Annotated in this window: 13 protein-coding genes; 6 read left to right on the top strand and 7 right to left on the bottom strand. The window is 62.0% G+C overall.

Annotated elements, in window-relative coordinates; all coding sequences use genetic code 11:
* Positions 1-142: 142 nt before the first annotated feature.
* The 3 genes from ACMTA2_RS20585 to ACMTA2_RS20575 all read right to left on the bottom strand — a co-directional run bounded on the left by ACMTA2_RS20585 (position 143) and on the right by ACMTA2_RS20575 (position 2960).
* Complete coding sequence (locus ACMTA2_RS20585) at positions 143-1069, bottom strand: sugar ABC transporter substrate-binding protein (protein ID WP_413791529.1); 927 nt, start codon at positions 1067-1069, stop codon at positions 143-145.
* Between the two features lie 80 nt (positions 1070-1149).
* Positions 1150-1941 (bottom strand): TIM barrel protein, encoded by a 792-nt coding sequence (locus tag ACMTA2_RS20580; RefSeq protein WP_413791528.1) that lies wholly within the window; start codon positions 1939-1941, stop codon positions 1150-1152.
* On the bottom strand, positions 1938-2960 hold the full coding sequence (locus ACMTA2_RS20575; protein ID WP_413791527.1) for a Gfo/Idh/MocA family oxidoreductase: 1023 nt from the start codon (positions 2958-2960) through the stop codon (positions 1938-1940). Before ACMTA2_RS20575 ends, ACMTA2_RS20580 begins: the two co-directional genes overlap by 4 nt.
* 194 nt (positions 2961-3154) lie before the next feature.
* Between ACMTA2_RS20575 and ACMTA2_RS20570 the strand changes: the two genes are divergently transcribed.
* Positions 3155-5155 (top strand): sigma-54-dependent Fis family transcriptional regulator, encoded by a 2001-nt coding sequence (locus ACMTA2_RS20570; protein ID WP_413791526.1) that lies wholly within the window; start codon positions 3155-3157, stop codon positions 5153-5155.
* Between the two features lie 191 nt (positions 5156-5346).
* Here ACMTA2_RS20570 and ACMTA2_RS20565 read toward each other — a convergent pair whose 3' ends face one another.
* Entirely contained in the window at positions 5347-6237 is an 891-nt protein-coding gene (locus tag ACMTA2_RS20565) for a LysR family transcriptional regulator (protein ID WP_003200706.1), read from the bottom strand.
* A 170-nt stretch (positions 6238-6407) separates the two neighbouring features.
* Between ACMTA2_RS20565 and ACMTA2_RS20560 the strand changes: the two genes are divergently transcribed.
* The 5 genes from ACMTA2_RS20560 (at position 6408) to ACMTA2_RS20540 (ending at position 13109) form a co-directional block, all read left to right on the top strand.
* A complete protein-coding gene (locus ACMTA2_RS20560; protein ID WP_413791525.1) occupies positions 6408-7490 on the top strand; it encodes a 4-oxalomesaconate tautomerase in 1083 nt (360 codons plus the stop codon).
* Between the two features lie 41 nt (positions 7491-7531).
* Positions 7532-8857, top strand: coding sequence for a dicarboxylate/amino acid:cation symporter (locus tag ACMTA2_RS20555; RefSeq protein WP_413791524.1), 1326 nt, complete (start codon positions 7532-7534; stop codon positions 8855-8857).
* 138 nt (positions 8858-8995) lie between these two features.
* Entirely contained in the window at positions 8996-10300 is a 1305-nt protein-coding gene (locus ACMTA2_RS20550; RefSeq protein WP_320390288.1) for a CitMHS family transporter, read from the top strand.
* Between the two features lie 94 nt (positions 10301-10394).
* A complete protein-coding gene (locus ACMTA2_RS20545; RefSeq protein WP_413791523.1) occupies positions 10395-11648 on the top strand; it encodes an OprD family porin in 1254 nt (417 codons plus the stop codon).
* A gap of 204 nt (positions 11649-11852) precedes the next feature.
* A complete protein-coding gene (locus tag ACMTA2_RS20540) occupies positions 11853-13109 on the top strand; it encodes an MFS transporter (protein ID WP_413791522.1) in 1257 nt (418 codons plus the stop codon).
* A gap of 156 nt (positions 13110-13265) precedes the next feature.
* Here ACMTA2_RS20540 and ACMTA2_RS20535 read toward each other — a convergent pair whose 3' ends face one another.
* The 3 genes from ACMTA2_RS20535 to ACMTA2_RS20525 all read right to left on the bottom strand — a co-directional run bounded on the left by ACMTA2_RS20535 (position 13266) and on the right by ACMTA2_RS20525 (position 16639).
* The gene (locus ACMTA2_RS20535) at positions 13266-13484 is read right to left on the bottom strand and encodes a tautomerase family protein (protein ID WP_003200762.1); all 219 of its coding nucleotides are present in this window, start codon (positions 13482-13484) and stop codon (positions 13266-13268) included.
* 139 nt (positions 13485-13623) lie between these two features.
* Entirely contained in the window at positions 13624-15408 is a 1785-nt protein-coding gene (locus ACMTA2_RS20530) for an IlvD/Edd family dehydratase (protein ID WP_413791521.1), read from the bottom strand.
* Positions 15409-15457: 49 nt separating this feature from the next.
* Positions 15458-16639: a fumarylacetoacetate hydrolase family protein gene (locus ACMTA2_RS20525; RefSeq protein WP_413791520.1), complete on the bottom strand. Its 1182-nt coding sequence runs from the start codon at positions 16637-16639 to the stop codon at positions 15458-15460.
* Positions 16640-16645 lie beyond the last annotated feature (6 nt).

The following is a 16645-nucleotide window of genomic DNA, read 5'->3' as shown; positions in this document are numbered from 1 at the left end:
CATGATGATCGTAATATTTTGCCAAATATGATGATCGTCATCTCTGACGTCAAGCTAAATATCAGGAGGGGCAGGTCAGATTCGAGGTTGGGTGATAAGGGGGTACTGGACCCCCTCGCCAGCTTCAATGGCGGCGTGTCGACTACTTGTAATGTTGCTCGAATACCGCCAACTGCTCTGGCTTGATCAGCTGAAAAGGCACCCAGACGTCCGTTTCCACCGGCTCTCCCTTGATCATCTTGAGTGCTGCCTGTACCGCGCTGGTCGCCTGAGCCTTGGGGTCCTGGAATACCGAGGCGACCAGCATTCCGCGTTTGATCGCCGCCAAGCCGTCAGGCAAGCCGTCGATGCCGACAATCGCAATCTCGCCCTTGGCTTTGCCGGCTTGCTGCAAGGCCATGGCCGCACCGATGGCCATCTCGTCGTTGTTGGCGACGATGGCGTCGAAACGGCTGCCTGCCAGCAACCAGTTACTGGTCAGGTCCATCCCTTTGTTGCGTTGCCACTCGGCGCTTTGCTGCTCGACGATCTTGATTCCGGGATAGTCCTTGAGCACCTGTTTGACGCCTTCGGTGCGGTCGTGGGTGGCATTTTGCGCCAGGTCACCCATGATGATCGCCAGGTTGCCCTTGCCTCCGAGCTTTTCGGCCAGGTAACGCATTTGCAGCTGTCCGGCCTCAATGTCATTGGACGCCACGGTGACGACGCCTTTGGGCAAGGTGCGTTCGTCCGGGTGACGGTTGACGTAGACCAGCGGGGTCTTGGCGTCGACCGCGGCGCGGGTGATGTTGGCCGTGGCGGAGGTGTCCACCGGCAGGACGATGACCGCATCCACTTGCTGGTTGATAAAGCCCTGGACCTGGTTGAGTTGGCGCACGACATCACCTTGGGCGTCCTCGAACTGGATCTGCACGTTTTCCTTTTTCGCGGCCTCGTCCAGGCCGTTACGCACGTAGGTCATGAAGTTGTCGTCGACCCTGGCGATGCTGACGCCGATGCGATAGTCGGCAGTGGCCCATTGGCTGAACAGCAACAGCAGGGTGGCGAAAAGCAGTGTGCAACGACGCATGAGGGTTTTCCTTTTGTTGTTATGAGTTGAAACGTCACCAAGAGATGAAATCTTCCGCGCAGGTTGAGTTCATCGCGGCCTTATCCATCCAGCGTGAAGGCCTGCCGGAAACGCTCAAGCGCGACTTCGCTGTCACCGCTGGCCCAGCCTTCGAGACCGACGACACCGCTGTATCCCATGGCGAACAAGGCCCTGGCAATGGCGGGGTAATGAATTTCACCGGTACCCGGCTCCCTGCGCCCCGGGACGTCGGCGACCTGGATTTCGCCGATGGCGCTGCCGGCGCGCTGGATCAATTCGATCAGGTTTCCTTCGCCGATCTGGGCGTGATAGAGGTCCAGGTTCATCTTCAGGTGCGGGCTGCCTACGGCCTCGATCAGTGCCAAGGTATCGTCAGCGCGAGCGAAAGGCGTGCCCGGGTGGTCGACGTCGGTGTTGAGGTTTTCCAGCAGGAACACCCGACCCGCGTCCTCCCCCAGACGGGCGATTTTTTCCAGCGTCTTGCAGGCGCTCAACCACATGCGGCCGGTGGCCTGGGCCACGGGTTTGAGCGGCAGCCCCTGATCCCCCAGGCCGGTGCCGTGCAGGTTCAGGCTTGGGCAGCCCAGTTGAGCGGCGACGGCCAAGGATTCCTGGGCGCTGTCGAGCAGCTGTCGGATGTCGTCGGGGTCGGTCAGGTTGCCCGACAGGTAGCCGGTCATGGAGGTGAAGTCCGCGCCGGTCGCCACGAGGGCCTGGATATCCTTGGTCGCCCAGTTCCATATCTCGACGCTGAAGCCCAGCCCATGGATGCGTTTGACCCGTTCGGTAAAGGGCAGGTCGAGGAAGACCATCTCGGCGCTGATCGCCAGTTTGAACGGTATGAAGCTCATGAAAGCGCTCCTTGCACACGCACCGTCTTGCCTTGCTGGAAGGACTCGATGCACGCACGGGCGATGGCCAGGGCTGCCCGGGCGTCTTCACCGCTGGCCAGCGGTTTTTCACCGCTGCGCACGCAATTGACGAAGTGGTTGAGCTCGGCCACATAGGCATCGCGCAACAAATCGGTGTCCATGCGCTGGGTGTCGGCCTGGACTCCATTGGCCAGGTACCGCAGCAAGTCGCAGTCGTTGACATTGCCCATGGTCAGCATGCCAGCGCTGCCGAACACTTCGCCGCGGACATCGTAGCCATAGACGGCCTGGAAATTGGCCTCGGCCGTGGCGATGGCGCCATTGTCGAAACGGATCGTGACCACTGCCGTGTCGAGAAAGCCCTTGTTCTTGTAGGTCGGTGCGATCAGGGCATCGGCCATCACAAAGACTTCAATCGCCTCGGCACCCGGGTTCAGGTAGCGCAGGGTGTCGAAGTCATGGATCAGGGTTTCCAGGAAGATCACCCATTGCGGTGACGCGGCCGGGTTGTTGAGCGCCGGGTCGCGGGTCAGCGAGCGCAGCAATTGTGGCGTGCCGATCCGACCGGCAATCACATCCAGATGAGCGGTGCGAAAGCTTTTGGCGAAGCGTCGGTTGAAGCCGACTTGTAGCGTCACCCGTGCATCGGCAGCGGCGGCGATGGCACGGTCGGCTTCGTCCAGGGTGATGGCCATGGGTTTTTCACAGAACACCCCTTTGCCGGCGCGGGCCGCACTGATCACCAGTTCGGCATGGCTGCGTGCCGGGGCGGCAATCAGCACGGCGTCGATGTCCGGGTCATCCAGCAGTTGTTGTGGATCGGTATAGACCTTCTGCACCCCCAGCTCTGCCGCCAGGCGTGCGGCTTGGCCCGGGGTGGGATCGGCGATGGCTGCGAGGCACGCGCCAGGGATGTGTCGGGCGGCGGTCAGGCCGTGAAAGCTGCCCATGCGGCCGGCGCCGATGAGGCCCAGGTGGAGGGTCTTGGATGTGCTCATGCATTGACTCCCGTTATTGTTTTAAATGACGCGGCGATAGGAATGTCCTCGTCTGTTCAAGCAGGGAGCAAGCGCTGTGCCAATCTATAAGATATTGATATTTAAAGGTTTTATTTTATTTATGTTCGAAAGAGTGTTCATTTTAATGACATGTCTACACTGACATGTTTAATACATGAACATAGGGTCGGATAATGAACCCGCAACCTGTAGCGTTGAGCGCCGAAGACCGTGATTACCTCACCACCCTGGGCCCTGCATCGTTGAACGGAGGGCCAAGCTCTACGCTGGATGAGGCTTGGCGAGCGTGTTTGCAGGGGACGATCGATCGCCCCAGCGGAATCAGGCAGGTGATCTGGGAATCCTGGTTGCGCAGCGTCAATGCCAGCCTCGATCCGGCAGACGGCGAGTACCGTTTTGTCGCGCCTGCCGATCTGACCGCGACGCTGGCGGCCAATCGGTTGCTGATCGCCGCAGCGGCGCAAGTCATGCACGGTTTGCTTGCCTACAATCCCAGGGGGCATATCAATCTGACGGATGCCGAAGGCACGACGTTGTACTTCTGTGGCCTGGACCTCACCCCTATAGGCAGTCGGCTGTTGGAGTCGGTGCAGGGCACCAATTGCACCGGCCTGGCGATCGTCGAAGACCGTTTGGTGTATGTACTGGCCGAGGAAAACTTCGGGCTTGGCCTGCGCCAGCGCCGCATGCATTGCGCCGCCGCGCCAATCCGCGACGCCCAGGGCCGGACGCTGGGCATGTTGACCTTGACGGCAGAGCCGGGCTGGTTTCATTTCCATACGCTGGGCACCGTCCAGGCCGCGGCCGAGGCCGTCTCCAGGCAGATGACGCTGCAAGCCTTGCTGGAGGAGCAACAGACCGTCCTCGAAGTGCTCAACGAGGGCTTGGTGGTATTGGATGAGCGGGGCTGCATCAAGGCGCTCAACCAGTACGCCCGCCAGTTGTTCCGCGTGGGCCATGACCTGCTCGGCAGTCCCTTCAAGAGCCTTGGACAGAGCGAGTTGGGCGACGCGGTGCTGCTCGGGGGCGGGGATGGGGTGCGGGACCTGGACTGCACCTTTGAACTGTACGACCGCAGCCATCTGGCCTGCCTGGTGTCCGTCTGCCCGTTGGCGCAGGGCGGGCGGATCGTGTCGTTGCGCGAGAACCGACGCATCCGCGAGATCACCCGGCGGATCATCGGCACCCAGGCCAGCTACACCTTCGAGACCATCCTGGGCCGCTCACGGGCCATTCAGGATGCGCTGCACCTGGCGCGGATTGCCAGTCGCAGTGATTCGACCACGCTGATCCTCGGTGAGAGCGGCACGGGCAAGGAACTGTTCGCCCAGGCCATCCATAACGCCAGCGACCGTTGTGGCGGGCCTTTCGTGGCGGTCAATTGCGGAGCCATTCCCCGTGACCTGGTGCAGAGCGAGTTGTTCGGCCATGTCGAAGGCGCTTTCACCGGGTCGGCTCGCGGCGGGTCGGCAGGCAAGTTCGAATTGGCCGATGGCGGCACGATCTTCCTCGACGAGATCGGCGACATGTCCTTCGATGCCCAAGTCAGCTTGCTGCGCGTCCTGCAGGAAGGCGAGGTAACGCGGGTAGGGGCGAAAAAATCGTTGCGGGTCAATGTGCGTATCATCGCCGCGACCCACCGTAACCTGAGCCAGGCGGTAGCCGAAGGCGCCTTTCGCGAAGACCTTTACTACCGGCTCAACGTGCTGAACCTGACAGTGCCACCCCTGCGGATGCGCCGCGAAGACGTGTCGTTGCTGGCGCGGCATTTTCTCGCGCGTTGTGCCCGGTCGCTGCGCAAGACGATGCAGGACCTGTCGCCAGGGGCGCTGGACATGCTGGGTGCCTATCACTGGCCGGGCAATGTCCGCGAGCTGGAAAACGTCATCGAGCGGGCAACCAACCTGGCGATGACCGAACTGATCCAACCGAGCGACCTTGCGCTGGAAATCAGGCAGCGAGGGCGGGCCGCGACGTGGGCCAGTGTGCCCGGGGCGGGGACGGCTCCAGACCTGGGCACCCATGAAATGAATGCGATCATCGCCGCCCTCAAGGATACGCGCGGAAACATCCGCCTGGCTGCGCAGCGGTTGAACGTGTCGCGCGGTGGGTTGTACAACAAAATGAATCGATTCGGGCTCAAGATCGAGGCGTTCCGTTCGGGGTTGGATTGACCCGGCTGTCGCCAATGTCTAGTTTGCCCAGCCCTTGCTCGCTTCAATGGCGCAGCGTTTGAGCCTCGTTCCAGGAGTGATCGGGAAGGGGGCGCCGCGCCCCAGGTGTAGGCGCTGTGGCGTTGGGTCGCGGTCAGCCTGCTAGGCGCTTCGATCAGCCTCGCCGCGCTGGTGCTGTGGAGGCGCTCGTCTCATTGCGGCCACTGTTCCAGCAGGATCGAGACAAACTTCTCCGCGGCCGGGGAGAGTGATGCGCCCCGGCGGTAGACCAGGCCCAGCGAGCGATTGACCACCGGCTCGATCAGCGGCACGCTGACCAGGGTTGGATGATCCCCGGCCGGCATTGCCAGGCTGGGCATCGCCGACACGCCCAGGCCCGCTTCGACCAGTCCCAGCGACGTAGACAGGTGCTGCACTTCGTAGAACCACTGTGGGCGCCAACTCAGGCCCGACAGTGCGTGGTCCAGCAACATGCGGTTGCCGCTCAGGCGACCGACCCCGATCAGTCGATAATCGCTGAGTTCCGACCAGGTGACCGCACTGCGCTCAGCCAACTCATGGTCGCGTCGGCAGGCCAGCACAAAAGGCTCGTTGACCAGGGGCACGAACTCGATGTCCGGGTGCTGGCCGCTCATCATGTTGATGCCGAAGTCGGCTTCGCCACGCAATACCGCTTCGAGCCCTTCGTTGGCGCTGAGGTCGAGCAGGCGGATGCGGATTTTCGGGTAGCGTTCATTGTAGAGGCGGATCACCGAAGGCAGGAAATAGAACGCCGCCGTGGGAATACACGCCAGGGTCACCCGACCGATCTGTCGCTCCGCCAGCTCGCGGATGTTGAGAATCGAGTCGTCGAAATCATCCAGCAGGCGCCGCGCCTTGGGCAGGAAATCACGGCCGACACTCGTCAGGCTGACCTTGCGAGTCGTGCGATCGAGCAACGCGGTGCCCAGGCCTTCCTCGAGTTTTTTCATCCTTCGGCTCAGGGCCGGTTGCGACAGATGCAGTGCATCGGCGGCCTCGTGGAAACTGCCGAGTTCGGCGATTTTCACGAAAGATCGTATGTCCTGGAGTTCATATTCCATGTGTTACCTCACCGGGGAAGGGGCCGTGCGCGATGACAATTAGCGTAAAGTAATTCATTTGTGAAACGCAATAATCGCTCTGATCTTTGCATTGGAAACACTTTTCAATCCCTGCCACTCTTGTTTCCAGAGCATCAATTATTCAGATTGATCAACAAGAGTTAGTGAACATGCAGCGAATTCCTTGTGTGCTAATGCGCGGCGGTACGTCCAAAGGCCCGGTATTTCTCGCCTGGGATTTGCCGGTCGCCATCGCTGAACGTGATGAGCTGCTGCTCAACCTGATGGGCTCCGGCCATGAGTTGGAAATCGACGGCATCGGTGGCGGCAGTCCACAAACCAGCAAAGTGGCGATCGTCAGCCCATCGCTGCACCCTGACGCGGATGTCGATTATTTGTTTGTTCAGGTGATGGTTTCCCAGCGTCGGGTCGACACCGCCCCCAATTGCGGCAACATGCTCTGCGCCGTCGGCCCGTTCGCTATCGAGCAGGGACTGGTCAAGTCTTCCGGCGACCTGACCCGGGTGCGTATTCGCAACCTCAATACCGGGACCTTCGTGAATTCCGAAGTGCAGACCCCGGAAGGCAAAGTCAGCTATGAAGGTGACACCGCCATCGATGGCGTGCCCGGTACAGCGGCTCCGGTGCAACTGACCTTTCTCGATGCGGCGGGCAGCAAGACAGGGAAACTCTTTCCCACCGGACAACCCCAGGACCTGATCGACGGCATCCCGGTGACCTGCATCGACATGGCGATGCCTATGGTGATCGTTCAAGCCAGTCTGCTTGGCAAGCGCGGCGATGAAAGCCCCGCCGAGCTGGACGCCGATAAAGCCTTCCTGCAGCGCCTGGAATCCCTGCGCCTGAAAGCCGGCCTGGCCATGGGCTTGGGTGATGTCAGTGACAAAGTCATTCCCAAACCGGTGCTGGTGTCTCCGGCCAAGTCTGGCGGGACGGTCCAGGTGCGTTATTTCATGCCGCACAACTGTCACCGCGCCCTGGCAATCACCGGCTCCATAGGCTTGGCCACCGCGTGTGTGACCGAAGGCAGCGTCGTTGCACAGTTGCTTCGCACCGTCAGCGAGCCGCGCTTGCAACAGGTTCGGATTGAGCACCCAAGTGGCGGTATCGATGTCGTACTGTCCTACAGCGGTGAAAAGGGTGAGACCATCCGGGCCTCGGTGGTGCGTACCGCGCGCCGGCTTTTCTCAGGTTACGTCTACGCCACGGCGTCCCAACGGTTGGCCGGATAGCCTAGGCAGCCAGGGTCTTTTGCATCAGAACAATTCTAAAAATGGGTGATGCCATGAAAGTTGTTAAATCGCTCTACTTCCAGATCATCTGCGCTGTGCTGCTGGGCGTGGTCGTCGGGCATTTCTGGTCGCAACAGGCGATTGCCTTGAAGCCGCTGGGTGATGCCTTCATCAAGCTGATCAAGATGATGATCGCGCCGGTGGTGTTCTGCACCATTGTCACCGGCATCGCCGGCATGAACGACAAGCGCTCGCTGGGGCGTTTGTTGAGCAAGACCATGCTGTTGTTCCTGGCGCTGACGGTGATCAGCCTGATCATCGGCCTGGTGTCGGTCTACCTGTTCAAGCCCGGCGCGGGCATGAACATCGACCCGACCCAGTTGAGCACCCAAGGACTGTCGCAGTACACCGAATCCGCCGCGAAACTGAGTGTGGTGGACTTCTTCATGCACATCATTCCCGACACCTTCATCGGCGCTTTCAATAAAGGCGAGGTGCTGCCGGTGCTGTTTATCGCCGTGCTCTGCGGTTTCGCCCTGTCGTCCTTGGGCGAGCGCGGCAAGCCTGTGCTGGAGGTACTGGAGTCAGCTTCGCACATGGTGTTCAAGATTTTTTCCTACCTGATGCGTTTCGCTCCGATTGGTGCTTTCGGGGCCTTGGCCTTCACGGTGGGGCAGTACGGCATCACGTCGCTGGGCTCGCTGGCCAAGCTGATCATGACCTTGTATATCGCCTGCGCGTTCTTCGTCTTCGTGGTGCTGGGCAGCATTTGCCGAGCACACGGCTTCAGCCTCTGGAAGCTGCTGCGTTATCTGCGTGAAGAATTCCTGGTGGTGCTGGGGACGTCCTCGACCGAACCGGTGATGCCGCGGATGTTGGAAAAGCTCCAGGCCCTGGGGTGCAAGAAAGGGGTAGTGGGGCTGGTGCTGCCAACCGGTTACTCGTTCAACCTCGACGGCACGGCGATCTACCTGTCCCTGGCGGCGATCTTCATTGCCCAGGCCTGCAACATCGACCTGACGCTGACCCAGGTCATCACCATGCTGGCGATCATGTTGCTGTCGTCAAAGGGGGCCGCGGGTGTGACCGGCAGTGGGTTTGTCGCCCTGGCCTCGACCTTGACGGTTATCCACGACATTCCCCTGGCGGGCCTGGCCCTGTTGATCGGGATCGACCGGTTCATGTCCGAAGCGCGGGCGTTGACCAGCCTGGCGAGCAACGCCGTTGCGACCGTGGTGATCTCTCTTTCGGAGAATGCCTGCGACCGAGAAGTCCTGTTGCGGACCCTGGATGGCAAAACCGCCCTGACGCAGACCCCGGCAACGGACTCAGCCTGGGACGACACGAAGGTCGCCAAACACATCTAGCCGCTCGCGGCTGACTCGACGGCACCGCATCCGCTCATTCACTACCTGCGCCAGGCACTTTTGCGTGTTGCCTGGCGGGTTGGGGGGCGTGCGCCTGAATGTCAGCCAAGCTACTCATAACAACAAGAGAACTGACATATGCTCGCTTTACTTGGCTTGGCCATGGTGGTGGTCTTCACCTTCCTGATAATGACCAAACGGCTGTCACCGATCGTCGCCCTGACGGTGGTGCCGATCGTCTTTGCCGTGCTCGGCGGCTTTGGCGGAACCACTGGCAAGATGATGCTGGACGGCCTGAAAATGGTCGCGCCGTCGGCGGCACTGCTGTTGTTCGCGATCCTGTTTTTCGGCCTGATGATCGACGCCGGTCTGTTCGACCCGTTGATCCGCAAGATCCTCAAGCGGGTCAATGGAGACCCGATGAAGATCGCCGTGGGCACTGCGCTGCTGTCGCTGTTGGTGGCGCTGGACGGTGACGGCACGACGACGTACATGATCACCTGCGCCGCGATGCTGCCGCTGTATAAACGCATCGGCATGAATCCGATGATCCTGGCGACTGTTTCCATGCTCTCCCTGAGCATCATGAGCGGCATGACCCCTTGGGGCGGCCCGGCGACCCGTGCGATCGCGGCGCTGGGCCTGGATGCCGGCGAATACTTCGTGCCGTTGCTGCCGACCATGATCGGGGGGGCCGCATGGGTGGTGTTCACGGCGTTCCTGTTGGGCCGTGCCGAGCGCAAGCGCATCGGCAACGTCCAACTGCAGAGCGGTGGCGGTGACTGCTACATCAACGCGATCATGGAGGACACGCCGCACAAGCGTCCGAAACTGGCCTATGTCAACTTGCTGCTGGTGGTCGCGGTGATGGTTGCGCTGGTGATGGGGCTCATGCACTCGGCGATCCTGTTCCTGATCGGTTTCGTCCTGGCGCTGATGATCAACTATCCCCAACTGGATATTCAGAAGGAACGCATTCTCGCCCACTCGGGCAACGCCATGACCGTGGTCCTGCTGGTATTTGCCGCGGGCATCTTCGCCGGGATTTTCTCCGGGACCAAAATGGTCGATGCGTTGGCACAAACGCTGGTCGACTGGATTCCACCGTCCTGGGGCCATCTGTTCCCGCTGGTGGTGGCGATTACCAGCATGCCGTTGACCTTCGTATTGTCCAACGATGCCTATTACTTCGGTGTCGTGCCGATCCTGGCCAACGCCGCTGCCGCCTACGGGATTGATCCGGTCGAAATTGCCCGGGCCTCCATTCTCGGCCAGCCGGTGCACTTGATGAGCCCACTGGTGGCCTCGACCCTGTTGCTGGTGGGCATGGTCGACCGCGACCTGGGCGACTTCCAGAAAGCCACCGTCAAATGGGCGGTGCTCACATCCCTGGTGATCACCGCACTGGCCCTGCTGACCGGGGCGCTGACGCTGTTTTCCTGATTCACCCGACACGCCTTAGCTTCCTGCCCGACACGCCTGCGCAAGCGAGTGTGCGCTGGCTTGCACGCCAAATAACAACAACGAGTAGCTCGACATGACCACTTTGCTTACCCGCGGGGCTTTGTTTCCAATCCTTGGGCTGTTGCCCCTGGCCTCGGCCAGCGCCGAAGGTTTCATCGACGACAGCAAGCTGAAGTTGCAACTGCGCAACGTCTACTTCAACGAAAATTTTCGCGACGAGCACGGTATGAGCGCCCGGGCGGCGAGGACTGCCAAAAGCGAGCGCACCGAATGGGCCCAGGGTTTCCTGCTGGACTACCAGTCAGGTTTTACGCCGGGCACCCTTGGCTTCGGGGTCGATGCCCTGGGCCTGCTCGGGGTCAAGCTCGACTCCGGGCGCGGCCGCAGCGGCACCGGCCTGCTGCCGATGCATGACGACGGTCGCGCTGCCGACGAATTCGCCAGCGCGGGCATGACTGCCAAGGCCAGGCTGGCCAAGACCACGCTCAAGTACGGCACCTTGCTGCCCAAGACGCCGGTGCTGGTCTACAACGATGCGCGGCTGTTGCCCCAGACCTACCAAGGCACCCAGATCAGCAGCAATGACATCGATAACCTCACCGTCAGCGGCGGGCACCTGGAGCGTTTCAAGTTGCGGGATTCGAGCGACAGCATGCCCATCGTGCCTGACGGTTACAGCGGCGATAAGTCCGGTGACTTCAACTATGCCGGCGCCGACTACAAGCTGGGCAAGCATGTTCGCCTGAGCTACTTCTATGGCGAACTGGAGAATTTCTATCGACAGAACTTTGTCGGCATCCAGCATGATCTGACCTTGGGCGCCGGGGTGCTGACCAGCGACCTGCGTTACTTCAACAGCGTCGATTCGGGGTCGGCCTACGGCGGCAAGATCGACAACGACATGCTCAGCGGGTCGCTGTCCTACGCCGTCGTCGGCCACACCCTGAGCGCCGGTTACCAGACCCTCGGCGGTGAGGCGGGCCTGCCTTACGTCAGCGGTGCCACGGTGTACTCCTTCAGCAACGCCGGGATCGGCAAGTTCATCGAGGAAGACGAGAAGACCTGGATGCTCGGTTACGGCTACGACTTCGCTCGTCTCGGGGTGCCCGGCCTGACGTTCTCCACCCGCTACCTGAGCGGTAACGACGGCAAGTCCGGCACCACGGTCAAAGAGTGGGAACGTGACGCAGAGATCGCCTATGTGGTGCAACAGGGTACGTTCAAGGGGCTGGGGGTGAAGCTGCGAAACTACGTCTATCGCTCGGACTTTTCCCGTGGTCGTGACAGCAACCGGATCTACGTCACCTACGACATCGCCCTTTGGTAGGGCACTTCTCGCCACCGCTGATGCCTGATCACCACGGTGCAGGCGCCTTGGCGTCGCGCAGCCGGGTGGCCCGGATCGGTTCTTTGCGAGATCATGGCGCGCGCCGTCACACCGTGTGGGTGGTGGATGGCGCAGACCGTCGTCTTGTGTGGCCGCACACCTTGGCGCCTATCACCTTTGGGCAAAGCCCCCGTCGAGGCCGCTGTGGATCTAAACCGAGACCGACGCAACAATCTTTCCCTGGATGGCCTGAATTTTTTCCTCGCCGATGTACGCGATGGGTTGGGGCCTTACCTGGCGATCTACCTGCTGGCGGTGCATCGCTGGGACCCGGCCAGCATTGGCGTGGTGATGACGGTGGCGGCCATGGCCGGGCTCGTCGCCCAGGCGCCCGCCGGCGCGTTGATCGACCGGGTACGCAGCAAGCGCGCCGTGGTGGCCGTCGCGGCCTTGGTGGTGACGCTGGGTTGCCTGGTGCTGCCGTTCACGTCGTCGTTCGGTCTGGTGGCGCTGACCCAGGCCATCGGCGCGGTGGCAGCGTCAGTCTTTGCGCCGGCTATCGCGGCGATATCCCTGGGCATTACCGGCGCCAAGGCCTTTACACGGCGCACGGGGCGCAACGAAACATTCAATCACGCGGGCAATGCCTGCGCCGCGCTGCTGGCGGGCGGGTTCGCCTGGTTGTTCGGTCCCATCGCGGTGTTCTACCTGATGGCCGCCATGGCATTGGCCAGCATCGTGGCGGTCGGTTGTGTGTCCGCCGAGGCCATCGACCATGACGTGGCACGGGGCCTGGAGGCGGGGCAACGGGTTCACGGCCCTGTACCCTCGACGCTGCGGGTCCTGCTGGACAACCGTACGCTGCTGTTGTTCGCCATTTGCTGCGGGCTGTTCCACCTGGCAAACGCGGCGATGCTCCCGCTGGTCAGCCAGAAGCTCGCCCAGGCCAATGTGCACCTGGCCACGCCGCTGACATCGGCTTGTATCGTTGCGGCGCAACTGGTCATGGTGCCGATGGCGTGGCTGGTGGGCATCAAGGCCGATGCCTGGGGCCGCAAGCCGTTGCTGCTGGCCGGCTTTCTGATCTTGCCCATCCGCGGTGTGTTGTACGTGCTCTCGGACGACCCCTACTGGTTGGTGGCCGTGCAACTGCTGGACGGTATCGGTGCCGGGCTGTTTGGCGCGCTGTTTCCCCTGGTGGTCAAGGACCTGACCCAGGGCACGGGGCGGTTCAACGTCAGCCTCGGGGTGTTGTCGACGGTGTTCGGGCTCGGCGCTGCGCTGAGCAACGGCCTGGCCGGCTTCGTGGTGCAAGGGGCGGGCTACAGCGCGGCGTTCCTGACCCTGGCGGCGATTGCCGCGCTGGCGTTCGGCCTGTTGCTGGCGATGCCCGAGACCTTCCGGCCAAGCCGCGTGTCCCAGGCCGACAGTCTTGCGGTGCCCGGCGGTGGGGTCGCCTGAGGCGCGTACCCCGTTCGACCCTGCGCTGTTCAAGCCCGGGCGGGGTCGCTGGCGTGTGCCCGTCGAGACAACTGAAGCAGCAGTCCTGGTTCCGCTCTTGTGGCTGAAAGCGTCCAGCCATGGGCCTGGGTTCAGACAAGCCTTAAGCGAACAGCATTATTGGCCTTTGGCAGGCAGCCCCATCTTCGCCAGCGTCAGCGTCTCATCGGCACGTCCCCAGCCCCCGTCTGCCACCTCTTCGACCAGGACCATGGTGAAGGGACGGACCCCTTCGCCGAAGTATTCGACGAACATTTCCGTGGTGCGATGGATGATCTCTTCCTTGCGGGCGTGGTCCAGGATTCCTTCGGGAAATTTGTAGTTGGCAAATGGCATGGATCGACTCCGTGGGTGTGAGAAAGATTCGACAGGGCCCGTGGCCCCTGGCGCGCATCTTTCTCCTTTCGGCCCGTGGAATAAATCCTTGCGGGTTGGCATCTGCATTCAACATACGTGAACAATCGGCCCCCCGGACTCAGTGCGAATGACGTGGCTCGCCACTGCGGGCGATCACGCGCAAGTGCAACGTGGCCGGCTCCAGGCAGCCTCCGGTGGACAATTGCCCCACCAGTTGCCGGTACAGTTCCTGCCAGGGTGTTTGCGACGGAGGGATGTTCGGTGTCCATTCGAGTCGGCGTCGGGTCATTTCTTCGTCGTCGATCAGCAGGTTCACGGTGCGTGTGTTCAGGTCCACTTTCAGCCGGTCGTTGGTTTGCAGCAACGCCAGGCCGCCACCCACGGCCGCTTCAGGGGACATGTTGAGGATCGATGGGCTCGCCGAGGTGCCGCTCTGACGACCGTCGCCCAGGCAGGGCAGGGAGTCGATGCCTTGTTTGATCAGCGCGGCCGGTGGGGCCATGTTCACCACCTCGGCGCTCCCGGGGTAGCCCACCGTGCCGACACCGCGAATGACCAGGATGCAGCGCTCGTCGATGTCCAACGCCGGATCGTCGATGCGGGCGTGATAATCCTCCGGTCCTTCGAACACGATGGCCCGGGCTTCGAAACTGTTCTCGGCGCCGGGCTCGGAGAGGTAGGTCTTGCGAAACGCTTCGCCCACCACCGACATCTTCATGATCGCGCTGTCGAAAAAATTGCCACTGAGCACGATGAAACCGGCACGGTGCTTGAGCGGGGTGTCGAAGGGATGGATCACATCGGCATTGCTGGTCAGGCGGCTGCCGACGATTTCACCGATGGTCATGCCGCTGACCGTGGCGCAGTCTTCGTGCAGGCGTCCGGCTTTTTGCAGCTCATGCATGACCGAGGGCACGCCGCCGGCCCGATGAAACCCTTCACCCAGGTACTTGCCCGCCGGCATGCAATTGACCAGCAGCGGTACGTCCTCGCCGATCCGTTGCCAGTCATCCAGGCTCAGTTCGACGCCCATGTGTCGGGCGATGGCAATCAGGTGCGGCGGGCAATTGCTCGAAGCGCCCAGGGCGGAGGCGACGGCGATGGCGTTCTCGAAGGCCTGGCGGGTCATGATCTGTGAAGGGCGAATGTCTTGCAGCACCAGTTCGCAGATGCGCTTGCCAGTGGCATAGGCCATTTGTCCGCGCTCGCGATAGGGCGCCGGAATGCTCGCGCAACCGGGCAGCGACATGCCCAGGGCTTCGGCCAGGGCGTTCATCGACAAGGCGGTGCCCATGGTGTTGCAGTGACCCACCGATGGCGATGCCGCAGTGGTCATCTCCATGAAGCCTTCGTAGTCGATCTCGCCTGCGGCCATCAGGTTGCGCGCATGCCAGAGCACGGTGCCGGAGCCGATCAGCTCGCCCTTGTGGTGGCCGTCGAGCATCGGGCCGCCGGACAGGACAATGGCGGGCAGGTCGGTGGTCGCGGCCGCCATGAGGCAGGCGGGCGTGGTCTTGTCGCAACCGGTGGTGAGCACCACGCCGTCCAACGGGTAGCCGTGGAGGATTTCCACCAGCCCCAGGTAGGCCAGGTTGCGATCCAGCGCCGCAGTGGGGCGTCGCGATTGCTCGGCGATCGGGTGCACCGGGAACTCCATGGGAATGCCCCCGGCATCGCGGATACCGGCCTTGACCCGTTGGGCCAGTTCCAGATGATGACGGTTGCAGGGGGTCAGGTCGCTGCCGGTCTGGGCGATACCGATGATCGGGCGTCCCGATTGCAACTCTTCGCGGGTCATGCCGTAGTTCATGTAGCGTTCGACATACAGGGCGGTCATGTCCGCGTGAGCCGGGTCATTGAACCATTGCTCGCTGCGCAGGCGGCGTTTTGGCGTGTCACTCATGATTCATGTCTCTCTTGTAATTGGATGAATCGGTCACGGTCGTGGCGTTCTAGCGGTCCAGCAGTCCTCGGGCGGCAAGGTTGCGCAGCAAGGCGCTGACACCAAAGGTCCAGGGGGCGGCATCGCAGCTGTGGGTCACCGGGTTATGCAGGCTTCCGAGCAACGGGCTGCTGATGCTGACCACGTCCCCGAGCTTGTGGGTGAAACCGCTGCCGGGATGGTCACGGTCTTCGGTGGGGGCGAACAGGGTACCGAGAAACAACACAAACCCGTCCGGATATTGGTGGTTGGCGTTGAGCGTCTGGCGTGTCAGGTCCTGCGGGTCACGGCTGATCTGGCTCATGGAGCTCGAACCGTGGAGGCGGTAGCCATCTTCGCCTTGTACCTGGAGATCGACCACGCAGGCGCGTACGTCATCCAGGCTGAAGTGCTCGTCGAACAGGCGAATGAACGGCCCGATGGCACAGGATGCGTTGTTGTCCTTGGCCTTGCTCAGCAACAGCGCACTGCGGCCTTCGATGTCCCGCAGGTTGACGTCGTTGCCCAGGGTGGCGCCGTGGATCTGGCCACGGCTGTTCACCGCCAGCACCACTTCCGGTTCCGGGTTGTTCCAGTGTGATACCGGATGAACGCCAATTTGGCTGCCGCTGCCCACGGCGGCCAGCACCGGTGCCTTGGTGAAGATCTCCGCATCCGGGCCGATGCCGACCTCCAGGTACTGCGACCACATGCCCTGTTCGATGAGCAAGGCTTTGAGGCGCATGGCTTGCTCGGACCCCGGCACGATGGCGCGCAGGTTGTCGCCGATCACGCTGTGGACGGTGGCGCGTACGGCTTCGGCCTTCGCTGCATCACCGCCGGCCTGTTCCTCGATCACACGCTCGATCATGCTGGCGGCGAAGGTCACGCCGGCGGCCTTGATCACTTGCAAGTCCAGTGGCGGTAACAGCGACGGTTTGCTCGGGTCGGCATCAGGGCCGGTGTTGGCCAGCAGGGCTTCGACACTGGCGATGAAGGTGCCGGGCGTCTGTCGCACGGCGGCCAGCGGCGATTCTGTTTCCAGCAGATCACTCAATGTCGCAAAACGATCCGAGAGATCGAATACACCGTCGCTGCGCAACGCAATGGGCGAAGGCCCGGCGATTCGGCCTGGCACCCAGGCACGACCAATCAGGGTTCCGGCCACGCCATCGACGGGCAGGGTATTCTCGGGAGTAAGCAGTAGCGACATGGCAAG

Source organism: Pseudomonas medicaginis, from assembly GCF_965119365.1.
Taxonomy (GTDB): domain Bacteria; phylum Pseudomonadota; class Gammaproteobacteria; order Pseudomonadales; family Pseudomonadaceae; genus Aquipseudomonas.
The sequence above is the reverse complement of the archived record's forward strand: the minus strand, read 5'-3'. Positions and strand labels throughout refer to the sequence as shown.

Coding starts and splice junctions, on each gene's coding strand:
- ACMTA2_RS20525 (WP_413791520.1), bottom strand. CDS start 16,639: ATGTCGCTACTGCTTACTCCCGAGAATACCCTGCCCGTCGATGGCGTG.
- ACMTA2_RS20560 (WP_413791525.1), top strand. CDS start 6,408: ATGCAGCGAATTCCTTGTGTGCTAATGCGCGGCGGTACGTCCAAAGGC.
- ACMTA2_RS20555 (WP_413791524.1), top strand. CDS start 7,532: ATGGGTGATGCCATGAAAGTTGTTAAATCGCTCTACTTCCAGATCATC.
- ACMTA2_RS20580 (WP_413791528.1), bottom strand. CDS start 1,941: ATGAGCTTCATACCGTTCAAACTGGCGATCAGCGCCGAGATGGTCTTC.
- ACMTA2_RS20570 (WP_413791526.1), top strand. CDS start 3,155: ATGAACCCGCAACCTGTAGCGTTGAGCGCCGAAGACCGTGATTACCTC.
- ACMTA2_RS20535 (WP_003200762.1), bottom strand. CDS start 13,484: ATGCCATTTGCCAACTACAAATTTCCCGAAGGAATCCTGGACCACGCC.
- ACMTA2_RS20545 (WP_413791523.1), top strand. CDS start 10,395: ATGACCACTTTGCTTACCCGCGGGGCTTTGTTTCCAATCCTTGGGCTG.
- ACMTA2_RS20585 (WP_413791529.1), bottom strand. CDS start 1,069: ATGCGTCGTTGCACACTGCTTTTCGCCACCCTGCTGTTGCTGTTCAGC.
- ACMTA2_RS20530 (WP_413791521.1), bottom strand. CDS start 15,408: ATGAGTGACACGCCAAAACGCCGCCTGCGCAGCGAGCAATGGTTCAAT.
- ACMTA2_RS20550 (WP_320390288.1), top strand. CDS start 8,996: ATGCTCGCTTTACTTGGCTTGGCCATGGTGGTGGTCTTCACCTTCCTG.
- ACMTA2_RS20565 (WP_003200706.1), bottom strand. CDS start 6,237: ATGGAATATGAACTCCAGGACATACGATCTTTCGTGAAAATCGCCGAA.
- ACMTA2_RS20575 (WP_413791527.1), bottom strand. CDS start 2,960: ATGAGCACATCCAAGACCCTCCACCTGGGCCTCATCGGCGCCGGCCGC.